The organism is Anaerobacillus sp., from assembly GCF_046314235.1.
GTDB lineage: Bacteria > Bacillota > Bacilli > Bacillales > Anaerobacillaceae > Anaerobacillus.
The window spans coordinates 313,230-328,607 of record NZ_JBKBWN010000003.1 but is presented as its reverse complement, the minus strand read 5'-3'; the positions used below and the strand labels follow the sequence as shown (position 1 = coordinate 328,607).

The 15,378-nt window shown below is 37.7% G+C and carries 16 protein-coding genes; 3 read left to right on the top strand and 13 right to left on the bottom strand.

Features of this window, described 5'->3' with window-relative positions:
• Positions 1–217: 217 nt before the first annotated feature.
• Positions 218–919 carry a BsuPI-related putative proteinase inhibitor gene (locus ACK4M9_RS05735; RefSeq protein WP_409848635.1) on the top strand — a complete coding sequence of 234 codons (702 nt, stop codon included), beginning with the start codon at positions 218–220 and terminating at the stop codon, positions 917–919.
• A 197-nt stretch (positions 920–1,116) separates the two neighbouring features.
• Here ACK4M9_RS05735 and ACK4M9_RS05730 read toward each other — a convergent pair whose 3' ends face one another.
• The 11 genes from ACK4M9_RS05730 to ACK4M9_RS05680 form a co-directional block, all read right to left on the bottom strand.
• Complete coding sequence (locus tag ACK4M9_RS05730; protein WP_409848634.1) at positions 1,117–1,272, bottom strand: hypothetical protein; 156 nt, start codon at positions 1,270–1,272, stop codon at positions 1,117–1,119.
• A gap of 79 nt (positions 1,273–1,351) precedes the next feature.
• A complete protein-coding gene (locus ACK4M9_RS05725) occupies positions 1,352–1,507 on the bottom strand; it encodes a hypothetical protein (protein ID WP_409848633.1) in 156 nt (51 codons plus the stop codon).
• A gap of 217 nt (positions 1,508–1,724) precedes the next feature.
• Positions 1,725–3,749 carry a transglycosylase domain-containing protein gene (locus ACK4M9_RS05720; RefSeq protein WP_409848632.1) on the bottom strand — a complete coding sequence of 675 codons (2,025 nt, stop codon included), beginning with the start codon at positions 3,747–3,749 and terminating at the stop codon, positions 1,725–1,727.
• Positions 3,750–3,772: 23 nt separating this feature from the next.
• Complete coding sequence (locus tag ACK4M9_RS05715; RefSeq protein ID WP_409848631.1) at positions 3,773–4,519, bottom strand: hypothetical protein; 747 nt, start codon at positions 4,517–4,519, stop codon at positions 3,773–3,775.
• On the bottom strand, positions 4,516–5,250 hold the full coding sequence (locus tag ACK4M9_RS05710; RefSeq protein ID WP_409848630.1) for a hypothetical protein: 735 nt from the start codon (positions 5,248–5,250) through the stop codon (positions 4,516–4,518). Before ACK4M9_RS05710 ends, ACK4M9_RS05715 begins: the two co-directional genes overlap by 4 nt.
• Before the next feature lie 94 nt (positions 5,251–5,344).
• Positions 5,345–6,136, bottom strand: a complete 792-nt coding sequence (locus tag ACK4M9_RS05705) for a class I SAM-dependent DNA methyltransferase (protein ID WP_409848629.1) — start codon at positions 6,134–6,136, stop codon at positions 5,345–5,347.
• A gap of 695 nt (positions 6,137–6,831) precedes the next feature.
• The gene (locus tag ACK4M9_RS05700) at positions 6,832–7,785 is read right to left on the bottom strand and encodes an SDR family NAD(P)-dependent oxidoreductase (RefSeq protein WP_409848628.1); all 954 of its coding nucleotides are present in this window, start codon (positions 7,783–7,785) and stop codon (positions 6,832–6,834) included.
• A gap of 191 nt (positions 7,786–7,976) precedes the next feature.
• On the bottom strand, positions 7,977–8,549 hold the full coding sequence (locus ACK4M9_RS05695) for a TetR/AcrR family transcriptional regulator (protein ID WP_409848627.1): 573 nt from the start codon (positions 8,547–8,549) through the stop codon (positions 7,977–7,979).
• 98 nt (positions 8,550–8,647) lie between these two features.
• A complete protein-coding gene (locus ACK4M9_RS05690; RefSeq protein WP_409848626.1) occupies positions 8,648–9,946 on the bottom strand; it encodes a Zn-dependent hydrolase in 1,299 nt (432 codons plus the stop codon).
• Positions 9,943–10,872: a DMT family transporter gene (locus ACK4M9_RS05685; protein ID WP_409848625.1), complete on the bottom strand. Its 930-nt coding sequence runs from the start codon at positions 10,870–10,872 to the stop codon at positions 9,943–9,945. The genes ACK4M9_RS05690 and ACK4M9_RS05685 overlap by 4 nt, the downstream gene beginning before the upstream one ends.
• 172 nt (positions 10,873–11,044) lie before the next feature.
• Positions 11,045–11,251 (bottom strand): zinc ribbon domain-containing protein, encoded by a 207-nt coding sequence (locus ACK4M9_RS05680; RefSeq protein ID WP_409848624.1) that lies wholly within the window; start codon positions 11,249–11,251, stop codon positions 11,045–11,047.
• A 245-nt stretch (positions 11,252–11,496) separates the two neighbouring features.
• On the opposite strand from ACK4M9_RS05680, the gene ACK4M9_RS05675 reads away from it, so the two are divergent.
• Both ACK4M9_RS05675 and ACK4M9_RS05670 read left to right on the top strand, forming a co-directional pair.
• On the top strand, positions 11,497–12,831 hold the full coding sequence (locus tag ACK4M9_RS05675; RefSeq protein ID WP_409848623.1) for a polysaccharide biosynthesis protein: 1,335 nt from the start codon (positions 11,497–11,499) through the stop codon (positions 12,829–12,831).
• Between the two features lie 241 nt (positions 12,832–13,072).
• A complete protein-coding gene (locus tag ACK4M9_RS05670) occupies positions 13,073–13,495 on the top strand; it encodes a GNAT family N-acetyltransferase (protein WP_409848622.1) in 423 nt (140 codons plus the stop codon).
• A 165-nt stretch (positions 13,496–13,660) separates the two neighbouring features.
• On the opposite strand, the gene lepB is transcribed toward ACK4M9_RS05670, so the two are convergent.
• Positions 13,661–14,272 (bottom strand): signal peptidase I, encoded by a 612-nt coding sequence (lepB, locus tag ACK4M9_RS05665; RefSeq protein ID WP_409848621.1) that lies wholly within the window; start codon positions 14,270–14,272, stop codon positions 13,661–13,663.
• Positions 14,273–14,358: 86 nt separating this feature from the next.
• The gene (locus ACK4M9_RS05660; protein WP_409848620.1) at positions 14,359–15,303 is read right to left on the bottom strand and encodes an SDR family NAD(P)-dependent oxidoreductase; all 945 of its coding nucleotides are present in this window, start codon (positions 15,301–15,303) and stop codon (positions 14,359–14,361) included.
• Positions 15,304–15,378 lie beyond the last annotated feature (75 nt).

Sequence of the window (15,378 nt, the reverse complement as noted above, 5' to 3'; positions counted from 1 at the left end):
AGAAGTAAAAGGACACAAAAAATGTGCCCAAAAAAGCTACAACATATCATAACATGAACGTTTGAAAATTACTTCTTATTTTGCTCATATACATAGATGTAGAGTTTTAGGATCAAAAACTAGTAAAACAATAATAAATAGATTGCTTGTAACCTTTTATTTTAGTTGTCGACTAATTAGTTGAACAGAACAAAATAGATTAAAGGAGGCAATTACTATGAAAAAACATTGGAAAGTATTATCGGCAATTACGTTAGCTACTATATTAGCAACAGCTTGTGGTTCAGGAGAAGTAGAAAAAAAGGTTGGTGGCGGTGACCAAACTGGTTACGAAACACCTGGTGAAAATGGGAAGGAAGTTATTAACGACGAAGTGGTTAAAACTGACTTACAATTTTCAGACGGTTATTATACATTCACCATGACGAACACGTCTGACAAAGACATTGTCTTTACTATCCCAAGCTCCCAAGAGTATGAATACCAACTTAAAGATAAAGCTGGTGAAGTTGTTTACACGTATTCAATGGATAAAATGTTTTTACTAATGATAAGTGAGAAAACGATCGCTGCTGGCGATTCATATCAAATGAATATTGATGTAGAAATTTTCCCGACACTACAAGCAGACACATATATATTAGAAGTATGGTCGATGGCCACTGAAGCAGAAAACTTAAGTGCGAAAATGGAGATTACACTTGAGGAAGTCGGCAGCAATGTTGAAGGTGAGTACGTAGGTCAAATTGACAACAATTCAGTGGAAATTATTGATGCGGACGGAAATCCAAAGGCCTACCGTTTGACTGCAAGCTCAAAAGAACTTGTTGAATTGCTAGAAACAGATGCAAAGGTTTCTTATAGTTACTTCAAGCAAAATGAGCAATTGTTTCTAACTACGATACATTCATTACAATAATTAAAATGAGGATGCCCACACAAAGTGACGTTCATAAAGTGTTAGTATTTAGAAGAATATTAACTTCTAAATCTAACACCTTCAATGAACCAATACTTAATGGGCATCCTTTTTATAAGTAACATATTTTAGCTAGCGCTTTATAAAACAGCATTGTGAAATCTCCACTCAAGCTTGAAGGAAAGTTCATTGCTGTTTTATTCATTTTCTAAATTGATTTCTTTAATCAATTTTAACGCTTCCACCAGTCCCGGAAGCTTATCGAAGTTTTCCAACTCATTATTTTCTAGAATTTTGTTAAAACGTTTTTGTATGAACTCTTCGACTATCTCTAACGTTCGCGGATCAGTCATTTGTGTGCACCTCAAAAAGTGATTTTTTTATTATATGCCAAAATTCAAAGAGTGTTAATAATGAGACTGGATTACACGATTAGATGAAAAATGATAGTGCGATGATACAGATTGAAACATGGTAAAGTAAATCTAATAGGCTTTTCCGATAATTTGATAGCATATTGACTGCAACATATCCAGACCGTATCGCAATAATTAGTATAGCTATTTTAATGACAATCGATGGAATCAAAAAAACGCCTCCTTTTATTGGGTTACCTAATAGATATGTTGGAAAATTGTTCGTTACTACAGTTCTATCTACCTAAAGAAAAATCGAGGCTTTCCAAAAACAAAGTATCAGTCATCCCGCCTACTATAAATAAATCTTGCATAGAATACATTTCTATTTATAGTGCGACCTTGAGGTACTCTAACACTTATCGGATAGCCTCGCATTTTAAAATTCTTTAGTTTCGTCCTTTTCCCTTTCCTGGCTTTTTCTTTTTCTTTTTCTCTTTTTCTTTACTTTTACCAGTTTTTTTGTCCTTTTCCTTCTCTTTTTCTTTAGGCTGCTGATCTATTTGCCCGGGTTGCTTTTTTAATTCTTCCTGATAATTGTTCGGCTTCGTAAATGGCGTAATTGCCGTATTTTGTAATGCCTTTGCCATGATCGCCTGAAAGATTTTTGCTGGATGATTTCCACCTGTTGATTCCATTACTTGACTCGGCTCTATTTTGTCATAACCTACCCAAACAGCTGTAACTAACTCAGGAGTATACCCTACAAACCAAGCATCTCTTGCTCCCGAAATACCTTGGAAAGCCTCAGTTGCCGGTAATTGCGTCGTCCCTGTTTTCCCTGCTGTTGGTCGGTCTAATGCAGCATTTTTTCCTGTTCCCTCTTGGACAACACCCATTAACATTTGAGTCATTGTATAGGCATTTTCAGGTTTCATGATTTGTACTTCTTCCTCAACAACATCTAATAAAATTTCACCCGTACTAGAAGTTATCCTCGTAATCGCATGTGCTTTCTTCATTGTACCCTGATTAGGATACAAACTAAATGCTTGTGCCATATCCAAAGGAGATACTCCGTCAGTAAATCCTCCAAGGGCAATGCTTAAGTTTCGATCATCCCGGTGCAGCGGAATACTTGCCCTCTGCAGAAAATCAACACCTGCTTTAACACCAATATCATTTAGTAAAGCTACTGCAGGAACGTTAATAGAATGAATTAACGCCTCATATAAAGAAACTCTCCCTCTATAGCGATCGTTGTAATTCCTCGGAGAATAGCCATTAAAATCTGTTTTCTCATCAATAAGCGTGGAGTTTGGTTTATAGCCATTTTCCAACGCCGGCGCAAAAACAGCCAACGGTTTAATCGCAGATCCCGGCTGCCGTTTTAGTTGCGAAGCACGGTTAAAGCCTCGATATACATGGCTTCCACGATAGCCAATAAGACCTCGTACGCCACCCGTATAGGGATCAATCACCACAGAGGCACTTTGTACAAGCTCCTCACCACTATTTGCAGGAAAAAGTTCGTTTGTCGCATACGCCGTTTCGATTGCCGTTTGCACGATAGGGTCCATTTGGGTAAAAATATGCAAGCCACCAGTCAAAAGATATTCTTCACTAAACCCATATTTATGAATCGCTTCTTCAATGACATAATCTACATAGCCTGGGAATTTCCCCCTCAAACCTTCTAAATCCCAATCCCTCAGGATGATTTCCTCATTTACCGCGTTGTCATATTGTTCCTTATCAATGTATTTCTGGTCATAAAGTAAGGATAAAACAAGGTTCCTACGGTCTTTGGCCTTTTGTTCATTCTGAAAGGGAGAGTAATGTGTCGGTGCTTTCGGTAATGCCGCTAGTAACGCAGCTTCTGATATTGTTATATCTTGAACGTCTTTTCCAAAGTAGACTCTAGCTGCATCTTGAATTCCCCATGTTCCTTCTCCAAAATAAATTTGATTTAAATATAATTCTAAAATCTCTTCTTTACTATAGTTTTGTTCGATTCGATATGCCGTAATGACCTCACGAAACTTTCGAGTATACGTACGATCTGATGTCAAAAACAAATTTTTCGCTAATTGTTGCGTAATCGTGCTACCACCTTGCACAACCGATCCAGCGCGGAAATTCGTCCACGCCGAGCGTGCTATCCCTCGTACATCGACACCCCAATGCTCAAAAAAACGTTGATCCTCTACAGCAATAATCGCCTGGATTAATTCTTCGGGTAGTTTTGATAATGGTACCGAGGTAAATCTCGCTGATGACAATTCAGATGCTGCGTCGCCATTTTTATCGATAATAATTGTTGGCTTTGGTAAAGGTTCTTCTAGTTTACTAAGGTCGATCTGATACGCATCCTTAATTAATATTGCTAATGCCACTCCGAGTACTCCAATGAAAATAACCGTAGTAACTAAGATTGGTTTTATTAACCGGCGCATATTCTGTTGTAATCTCATCTGTTGTAGACACCTTCCTTTTTTTAAGGCAATTCTAGTTCACTTTCATTTAAAATTCTCAGAAATTCAACTTTAATAGATTTGTTTATATAGCCTCCACCATTTACTGAGTACTCCGGAAAAAATACTTTTCCGTTTTTCGCATATGGAATCCAACCGATATAGAGCTGATCTTGCTGATACACTTGACCAAATAGCCAATCGCCCTGATTGGTTATCCAAATGTTTTCAACTGCCTTTAGTAAGCTATTCCACTCACTAGGAACAGGCATAACCCCGTATGATTGCTCGTTAAGCGAAGCCGTCGTCGTCATTTGTACTTTTGGGTAATACGTATGAATGTCGTTCCTAATAGAATAACCTCGATCTCTAATTAGATAAAAATCCAGATGACTTAACTGATCATTTGGATTTATATTCCATACAATATGGTGATTAGCCGGGACATTGCCATTAAACTTCCAAACTTCAGGTTCACCTCTAGTTTCGATTTTTGCTACCTTCCATTGATATTTATCCCATATCCAATAACTTATCCCATAATCGTTATCACGAGAGATAAACGGAACAAACACATTTCTCTCATTAAGATGAATAACATCTTGAATGCGACTCACTTTTGCACTAGGAAAAAGCTCATTCATGCTGTCGATCAAAAGTTCTTCATTAGGAAAGGCTTTAGGCGTCGCAAAGTAAAACAAATAAATAATAATTGATAAAACAACGATCAATGTGCAAATTCCAATTAGGGAAATTTCCTTCTTGTTCATTTTTTTAGTTCCCCCTCTAAAAATATTTCATTTGAGCGGAAATAGACTTGTTTTTTGGAAGTAGATATTAGTAATCCCTTGCCATCATTCTCGACGAAAATAACCGTCGCTATGCCGCTCCCCCATTTTGAGGAAGTCCCTGCTAGTTGATAAGGAAATCGTTCTTCTATTTCTTTAGTGTCTTGTATGTAATACATGTCTGTATGCCATGTATACCATGTATCGCTATGAATTGCTTCGATGTTCATTGTCCGAAGTTGTTCTCTAAGCTTTTCATGATTTAAGCTAACTTCAGCTGCTGAAGGATGCGTAGACACGATCGTCGCATTTTCTACATTAGCAACATACGTTTTAGCATCATCCTTAGGATAAACAATATTGTGGAGTGGAATGGAAAGCAACGTAGTCATTAAAAATAAATAATTTGCCCAAAACCCTAACCAGGCGAACTTACGATACCTTTTCCATATATCGCCCTTTTCTTTTAAAAGCCAATATAACACCCAGACCCCAAGCGGTAAAAGAGCAACTTTAACAAGCGTATCTAAAATCGTGAAATTAAATGTAAACGAAAAAATCCCGATAAAAGTAACGATAAATGCTTTCCATAGTGTTGTTGTTTCTCGTTGATTATTATAGTAACGTACAGCCATAAAAGCAATTAATCCCCACGTTACTAACGTAAATACAATCTCTATGAGATCATTTTGAAATCCGAACTCGACCTGCATCTTTACTCCTCCTGTATGGCATTTTAATGCCGTAAATACTTCAATGTTATTTTATCATATTAGTAAAATAGGTCATGTTGAAAATGCTAGTTTACTATAACTTTTCAGCAACGACTACACATAGCTCTTCACCCTGATATGGCGTTAACTGATAGTCACTATAAATGCCTTTCACATGAAATCCTGTTGCTTCGAGAAGCTCAATCATTCGTTCGTGCTTACACGTTGCCTCAAACGAAGCATTTACAGTGATATGACAATTGTTCTCACTATTGTAACGATAATTAACCATATTAATTAACCGTAGCTGATTATCGATTCCTTTCATTTGAACGGTGGAAATAACGACTTCACCTGAATTTTGATTAACTGTTTGTGCAGACAGCCATGGTTTTGTTTCACCCAAGGGCACATCTTCTGCATCAAAGTCAAACGCAAACAACCCGCCCTTTTGTAAGGAGTTAGAAACTGATTTAAATACACGTTTTCTGTCCTCATCATTATTAATATAAATCATTGAACAATTAGGAATGATCGTTAGTGCAAATTTATCATCTATCTGGAGATTTCGCATATCCCCCTGAATAAGTAGCGGATTAAATCCAGCTTCTGTTAATTTCAACTTCGCAACAGCTAACATCTCCTCAGATAGGTCAACCCCAACTGCGTCATACCCCGCCTTTAATAGTTCCCTTAACACTCTTCCTGTACCACATCCAACATCTAACACCTTGCCATTACATTGTTTTGCTAATGACAAATAAAATTCAAAGTCAGAGGTGTCCGTGATATTGAGATCATATAAGTTATCCTCGCCGTAGCTATCTTCTTCTTTCGCTAACCCTTTTGTTAATAATTCCTTTGCAAACCCAAAATAACGTTCCATAATAACCACTCCCTCTAGGTTCTCTATATGTATTTATTTCACTCAGTAAAGCATAGCTTATCAAATAACGTCTCCTACCTATTCAGCATAGGGGTATCTAATTCCTTTTTTTTGAAACTGAGGCTAACCAATTAGTATCAGTGGACACCCAAGTGATTTTAACTGTATGTTTGTGAAAAACTATTTTAGTAGAGATACAATTGTATTCTTGCAAATCTATTTTAATAGTGGAGATGGCTTTAATTGCCGCGGTCAATGTGCCCGTCACGTGATCAAATCTTGTTTAAAGGGCACATGGGCGCTCCCCACGTGTCCATCACGTCATCAAAGCCAGCTTAAAGGGCACATGGGCGCTCCCCACGTGCCCCTCACGTCATCAAAGCCAACTTAAAGGGCACATGGGCGCTCCCCACGTGCCCTTCACGTTATCAAAGTCAGCTTAAAGGGCACATGAGCGCTCCCCGCGTGCCCTTCACGAGCTCAAAGACAGTGTAAAGGGCACATTGAAGAATGTGGTAACTTTCTGTCACCTATAATTTGAAAAGTATAGCATTTCAAGAGAAAAAATGAGAGTCGATAAGATAAAAATGAGTGGATTCAAAAGTGATTTTAGCTTGTCTATAAGATGGCTAAAAAAAGAGACTGAGCTCAAAAGTCATTTTAAAATAACCTTTTGAGTCAGCCTCTATCCTTTTCTATCTTACTTGTAACTCTTTCTTTGAATTCTCTTCCATCCATTTAAATGTCTGGTTAAGCCCATCCTGATAGGATGTCCGTGGCATTGTGCCAATTTCTCTCTCATATTTTTGACCACTTAAGACAACTGGCTCTTCCGTTAAATACATCATCTCTACCATTTCTTTCATGAATGGTTGGAAAACTCCTATGAGTCTGATCATCGCTTTAGAAATAGAACGCAGTGATTTCGTATAGTTGAATTGCTTTTGAAATAGCTCTAGTAACTCTTCCCCAGTTATCGGGTAAGCAGCGGGAATATTCCAATTTTGATCATAAGCACCCTCACGAAGAGCTAGTTCCACCATTGCCTTAGCTCCATCAGGAGTGTAAAGATACTCTCGAGCTGGTTTCATAGAACCAACAAAGTTTGCCGTTTTGTTTTGAACAACATTTTTCAACGTTTCATGGAGAATTGTATTTTCACAATTAGGACCGTACACATCCGGCATATGAACGATCAACGTTGGGACACCACTTTCTTTCAAGCTAGTTTCCATGGCAAGGCGTAGCTTTCCTTTTTTCGTATGGGGAATTTTCTTTGTTATTTCAGTTACTAATTCTCCCTGTCTACCATAAGCATACACATTGTCGACAAATGCTATTTTTGCTCCAACTTTTCTAGCAGCCGTAATCATAATTTCTACACAAAGAGGGTGTGTCTCATCCCAGTCTTGATATGGAAAACCTACAGAGTGAAAAATAACGTCAACTCCCTTTGACGCTTCAATGACATCCTGTTCGACAAGGGCATCACCTTGAAAAATCTTCACGTTTGCTTCGCTTCGATATAGAGTCTCTAACTTTTCTTTCCCCCTTGCAAACGCTATTACTTCAACACCGCGAGAAACTAACTCTTGAACTAATGCATACCCAATCCCACCTGAAGCCCCTAATACTAATACCTTTTTCATGAACAATCGCTCCCTTTTTATTTATTAACCACTGGTCAAATACCACTAAAAAAAATTTAGTTGAAACCTCTATAGACATTTACAGTTTGGCCCCATTAGAAGTCAGGAATGTAAAAATATTCTTGAGTTACTTTTATGGGCCCAAAACTATTTTTAATGAATACTACTATTTAAAGATTGTATTTTTTATTTTAACTAAGTAACCCTTTTAATACAAAATTGACGTGTCCTTCGGCAGGTAGTTTCGCTTCTTCAAAACTAGTTACATAGCCACGGTAATAGGAGACAAAACCATGCAGGGCAATGAATGCAGACCAAATATCTTTAATCGCTAGCTGTTTGTTAGCTACTGACTGCACCTTCTTTGCAAATAATTGATAACTTGCATAAGCTGCCTGCTGATTTAAACTATCAACTTCCGAGTTTCTAGTCATAAACATAATTTCGTACTGACTCTGATTGTTTAGACCAAATTCGATAAAACGAAGAAAAATCATATATATCTTTGTTTCGTCATCATCAGTACTTTGTGCTACTTCTTCTACTAGCTTATTGAGAGTTGCGAAATCCTCTTCAACAATCCCGTAAAATAATTCCGCTTTATTTTTAAAATGGTAATAAATTGCGCCATGACTACAACCTAACTGTTTGGCGATGTTGCGCATTGATACTTTTTGAAAATCCTTTTCAACAAACTGAGTTCTTGCTTCTTTTAAAATCATCTCTCTAGTTAGTTCTTCAGAGGCTGGTTTTCGAGGGGACATTTGCTTGCTCCTTTTATTGACCATCGGTTAATTAGATTATATTACCAATTATTCGTTTTTGCAAGTGGTTTTCATTTTTTTGTCATCTTCACTTAATCTTATTCTGTCAGTTCCTCAACTACCCCTTTTAACACATGAGCTGCAATCACACAATCATTTAACGAAGTCCATTCTTTCGGATTGTGACTAATTCCATCTTTGCTTCGGACAAACAGCATCGCAGCAGGTACGTGCCGCCCAATAATCATTGCATCGTGACCTGCTCCACTAGGCAATGAAAAAGACTCGAATCCTTGCTCTTCAACAGCCTTCATTACTTTCCCTTGCATTTTAAATGAAATTGGGACAGGTGCAATTCTAACTTTTTCACCTACGTCTATAGTTACTTTCCGATGTTCAGCAATTTCCTGGGCCATTTTTATAATTTCCTCAACAAGTAAGTCTCTCGTCTCCTTATAAATATCACGAATATCAACTGTTAACGTGACTTTGCCAGGTATAACATTAATTCCATTAGGGTGAACGTGTAATCGCCCTACTGTTGCAACAGCAGTTGGACTGATTTCTCTAGGAAATCGCTCTAATTCTAGGATAAACATACTAGCAGCAATTAAAGCATCTTTGCGATCGTTCATTGGCGTATTTCCAGCATGTCCTGCTTCCCCAGAGAACGTTATCTCAATCCAACAAGGTCCAGCAATACCCGTCACTACTCCGACAGGCAGATCCCGTTTCTCTAATTGTTTTCCTTGTTCAATATGAACTTCAATGAATGCCGCAATTTCTTTTAAGTCACGTTTAGCGGCGAAATAGTCCTTAACCGTTAAGCCGTCTGCTTCAATTACCTTCTGAAACGAGTCACCGTTAACATCAACTAGGTTTACCTGATCGTCTCGGTCAACATCCCCAACCATTGCTGTGCTTCCACTTAGTCCTCCATTAAACCTTGAGCCTTCCTCATCTGTAAAAATAGCTACTTCATACGATCGACTCGGTTGAAAGCCAGTTTCGTTCCATGCCTCTACAACTTCTAGTGCTACTAGCACTCCAAGCGGACCATCAAAATGACCACCATTTGAAACCGAATCTAAATGTGAACCCGATAAAATAATAGGAGCGTCACTATCTTTACCAAGTAACCTTCCAAAAACATTTCCAGCGCCATCTTCACGAACGTCTAAGCCCGCCTCTTTCATCCAAACTTTCACTAGCTCTTTTGCCTTGCGCTCTTCTTTAGAAAAGCCCATTCGATTCGAGCCATTTTCTAATGTTAAGCCAATTTCCGTTAATTTCGCTAACCGGCTAGCTAAACGTTCCCCATCAATACCCGAACGATTTAAGCTACTATCATATTCACTCATTAATTTTTCGTAAAACTGCTGTGAAAATCCATTCATGCCCCTTTTCTCTCCTTCACTAGAAATTGTTTTTTCTTTTCTTTCACGCGCGATAGGATAACAATCGTTGAAATAATACAGAAGGCTCCTGTCCATTCTGAAACACCAAATGACACTTGTAGCCAGATCACGGATAGAACTGCTGCAGATAACGGTTCTGCGCATGCTAAGAGACTTGTTTCAGTTGCATTTAAGTATTTTAAACTTTCTAAGTAACAAATAAACGAAAGAAGTGTACCAAAGATAATGACAAACAAAATGGCAGCTATGGACGTAATGTTGATGTTTGCTTCAACTCGCCACGGTGGGTGAAAAAAGCTCATCCCAATCCCCCCAATAATCATTCCCCAGCCGACGACAACAAAAGAACCAAATTGTTGTAGTAGCTTAATTGGTTGAACTGTATAAAATGCTAAGGCAAACGCCGAAGCTATTCCCCAGAATAAGGCTGAGCCAGTTATTGAAAGTTCCTGAAAGTAGCCATGTGTGACTAATAAAAACGTCCCTATTAGTGCTAAAAAAATCGCGATTATTTGTGTTCTCGTTGGAAAACGTTTAAGTTTCATTGCAACAAAAATGACAATTAAAACAGGTGCTAAATATTGTAGTAACGTTGCTGTTGCCGCATTTGATGCTTCTATGGCAGCAAAGTATGTAAATTGAACAGCTAACAGTCCAAATAATCCAAAGCAAAGCAAGCTTAACCAATTAGATTTCCAAATGTTCCAAACGTTTCTGTCTTTCTTTATTAGGGTAATACCCAAAATAAGAACACCTGAAACTAGCAATCTAGTAACAACAAGCCAGGAAACAGTAACACTATGGTTCTGAAATAAGTATTGGGCAACCGTGCCTGATACTCCCCAAAATATGGCCGCCGCTAATACTAGACTAATTCCAAATAATCTTTCCCTATCAACTCTCATCCTTGTTCCTCACTTCTAGATTAAAATCGTTCATCTTTAATTCTATTATTACTCGATAGTGAATATTAACTCAATACAAAATATATACTATCACGCGTTCAAGGAATATAGCTAAATCTTCTAGCGAAAAAAAGGATCTCTCAACTATGAGAAATCCCTTTTTATTATCCGATTATCCACCAAAAAAGAAGTCAATTACATTTGAAGCTGTCGAAGTTTGCTTATTATAAAGCTCCGAATAGCCGCAGTTTTTACAAAACACAACGATAAATTTATTATGTTGGATATCAAACATCTTAGATACCCCCGTACCTGTTGTGGCTATCTCCTTCGTTCCTGCTTCTGTTCCACCACATTTCATACAACCTTTTTTGTTCACCTTGACCCCTCCCATTTTCAGCATTCTTCAAAGATTATTTATATATATTTTACGTCTTTAGGACCTGAGTAGTTTCACTTATATTTTGTTGTTTACTTCCTAGATGGAACATCTATCACAGACAAAGGCTGTATCCATCCAAACTCCACGGGCAGATCGATAAGATCACTTCAATAAAATCATATTTTCCAAACTTGTCTCATAGTCTTTAAGTAAACTTTTATGTTTGTTAGGGGATAAGTGTTATGAAACTATTTTTTCGTGGGGTACTTCTATTAGCAATTGCAGCTTTTATTGGGGAGAGTCTTGAGTTAGTCATCAACATTGTCTTAGCTAGAGAATTAGGGGAACAAGGATTAGGCCTTTATATGTCGATCCTCCCAACGATTATGCTCATTGCCGTACTTGCTAGTATGGAGCTTCCCATTTCAATTTCTAAATTCGTTGCAGAAAAAGACAAGCGGTATCACCGAAGCATGTTACTACACGCTATTGGAATTGCATCCTTTATTGCCATTCTCTTCTTAGCCCTAGCTATGATTGTCGTTCCACATATCCCTGTTTTTGAACTTTACCATCCGTATGTAAAAATACTTGTTTATATTCTCATCCCGATCATCTCATTTTCCTCAGTTTTTCGGGGGTATTTCATGGGTTCACAGCAAATGGGTAAAATCGCAATCTCTAATTTTATCCGTCGTGCTCTTCAATTAGTTCTACTCGTTATCGTTTATCAACTATTTCAATTCGAACACGAGATTGCTCTATTAGTTGCCTTATGTACCCTTATCGCTAGTGAGTTTGTTGTTTTTGCCTACATGGCTACGATGTTCTTTATTCAACTACGGTCAGAAAGATTGGAGGAGCATGCAACACTTAATGGTGATACTGTCCGCAAAGGTTTATTAGCGGTTTCCTTGCCTATGACAGGAGTTCGAATTTTCCACTCTGTCACCTTTGCAGTAAAGCCATTTTTAATCAAATATGCCCTAGTAAACGCTGGTCTCACAGAAACAATGGCCACTGCTCAGTTTGGAAAGTTGGCTGGAGTCGCATTTTCGATAGGTTTTTTCCCGGCATTTATTGCACATTCGTTATTAATAGTGTTAATTCCAACAGTTGCTGAAGCTTATGCCAAACAAGATTATCTAAAACTCCAAAACTTATTAATCCAAGTTATGAAGTTAACGCTCGCCTACGGGCTCCCTTCTGTGCTTATTTTTTACTTTTTTGCCGAACCATTAACAGGTCTATTTTTCAAAGATTCACCAGCTGTTGTTTACTTACAGCTGTTAGTACCCTATTTCTTATTTCACTTCTTTGTCATCCCACTTCAAGCCTATTTAATTGGTTTAGGTTTAGTGAAAGACGCGCTAATGCATGCGGTTTGGTCAACATTTATCTCATTTTTACTCATGTATTTCTTAGGATCAAATCCAAATTTGCAAATGCATGGAATTATTATTGGAATGAATACAGGGGTTGTATTACTTACACTTATGCACTATATGACCGTTTGTCATAAAATTGGCATTCCCCTATCATTACGCCTTCCATCTATAACGAATATATATAGATAAAGCAGTACAAGTGGATAACACCACTGTACTGCTTTTTTTAATTCTAATGACCCAACCGATCTAGCTTTTCAAAAAATCGAACTTCAATAGTGACAAAGCTGTACGTCACCAATTGTGTTACCAACATACTTATGTCGTTTGACATTTAAACACAGAATTATTTTTAAAATATTCCTTTTATTCAGACCACTTTACCGATATATTAGATACTATAAAATACAATTTTTAGGGGGATTTAAAAATGGTCATTCAAGAATTGAAAACTGAGCAACAATGGCTTGAAGCCTATCCAGTGATGCACGAATTACGAACACATTTATCAGAGCACGACTATCTGCAGCTACTTAAACAAATGGTCCCACAAGGCTATCGAATGTTTGCCTTATATGCAAATGAAGAAATTGTCGCCTTAGCAGGGATCAGCCAGTTAGTAAACTTCTACAATTTCAAACACATGTATGTATATGATCTAGTTACAAAGGTAAGCGCTCGCTCAAATGGCTATGGCCAAAAGCTATTGTCGTTCATCCATCAACTAGCCAAGGACGAAGGTTGCCATTCAGTCGCTCTCACTTCAGGATTGCAACGCAAAGATGCCCACCGTTTTTATGAAGAGAAAATGGCCTACGAAAAGAAATCGTTCTCGTTTATTCATGAACTATAAACACATAGAGGCAAGGTGAGATGTTCCCATCTTGACCTTGCCTCTATTTCTAACTAGTTTTTTTAAAAAGGATTTCATAGCTTTCGTTTTAGCATGCTCTTTAGTAGATATGATTAAAGGAACTGATCCTAAGTTTGGTACAAGGGCTGAACACTCCGACCGAACTTAAAACAAATCTAATTTACTAAATGGAAAATAGCGAACAAAAACTTTGCCAATTATATGATCATTTGGAACTGCACCGATCTCGCGACTGTCACCGCTATGATTTCGATTATCACCTAATACAAATACATGATCTTCAGGGACAATAACCGCTTCAAAGCTACCTTCCGTCTCTTCTAAAATATAATCTTCTTCTAGTTGCGTCCCATTACGATACAGCTTTCCGTCTTTTAGCTCAATCGTATCTCCCTCTTCGCCAATTACTCTCTTAATCCACTTATAATTGTTGCTAGGATTTTCTGTAAAGAGATTTACTAAAGGATGTTCTCTAAGTTCATCTTTCATCGTCCGCTTTTTGAACGTCCGACTATCAATCACCACGATATCGCCGACTTCAGGTTTCCCCCATAACTTATAAGAGCTTTTTGACACGAGAACGAAATCCCCTTTTTCTTCATGATGGCCCGGATCTGTTCCAGTGAATGTCGGCTCCATGGAACTTCCATTTACCGTATAAGGTTGAAACACAAAAATACTAACAACTAAAAATATTGCTAATGAAAAGAACAGTACTTTCATCCAACTAAATAGTTCTACTAACAGCTTATTCAATACAATATCCTCCCTTCCTATTCATCTAGTATATGATGGATGACCAATTTATTCCAAGTGAATTTCATATTTTAACACCTCATTTTTCAAGCCTCTTCTGTTAACCTAGAACTTAGCTCCCACACTTTTTCAATTATTTCACGGTTATCCGCATAGGTTGGATAAACATCTTTATCAAAAAATTGTTTTACACCGTCCTTGATGCTAGAACCATAATGTGATGAGTTCACAATTTTCCGTTTATCATTAACGAGTCTTCCTGTAACATTTTTAAACTCTTCCGAGGTGCATATATGAAAATATGTATTAGCCATCGATTCTTGGGAATCACCTAAAAGGTTTTGAAGTCTCGCAATGATACGATAACCAGGGCTGACCTTTTTTATCGTTTCTTTTGACACTTTTATCACTGGAATTTGAACTGCATTTACTTTAATCCCTTGTTCGTGGTAGTGCTCTGCCATTTTAAAGGTTAGCATCAACAAGGCCATTTTCGAGTTCCCATAATTGACGTAGACGCTATATGGCTTGCTGTCTTTGAACTCACCTTGAAGATTATCAAACTCAATTTTTCGCTTTGGATCAAAGAAGTAGCGAATGTTGGTTGTACACGCGTTTAGTATTCTTGGATCCTCTGATTTAGCAAGGTGATCAGCTAACAATTTTGTCATTAAATAAGGACCAAATGTATTAGTGGCAAAAGTTAATTCGATTTGATCACGGCTAAACTGATAGCTTTTTTCACCATGGTTAAAGTAAGCAGCGTTATGTATTAATATGTCCAGCTTTTCATATTTAGTTTTAAACTCAGCGCAAAAGTTGCGTATCGATTCAAACGAAGAAACATCCAACCCCATAAGTTCAACACGCTCACTTTCTGTCGCAGCGATAATTTCCATTTGAGCCTTTTTACTTCGGTCAACATCGCGACAAGCCATGATTACTCGGTATCCTTCTGTTGCAAACTTGATCGCTGCTGCTTTGCCAATTCCTGAATTTGCTCCTGTTATAATTACCGTTCGCTCCCCCATTAGTACCCTCCTCTATTTTTTGGCAGAAAAATAACATCTTTCCAATATTTTAGCATGTATATGAAACTTTCAACA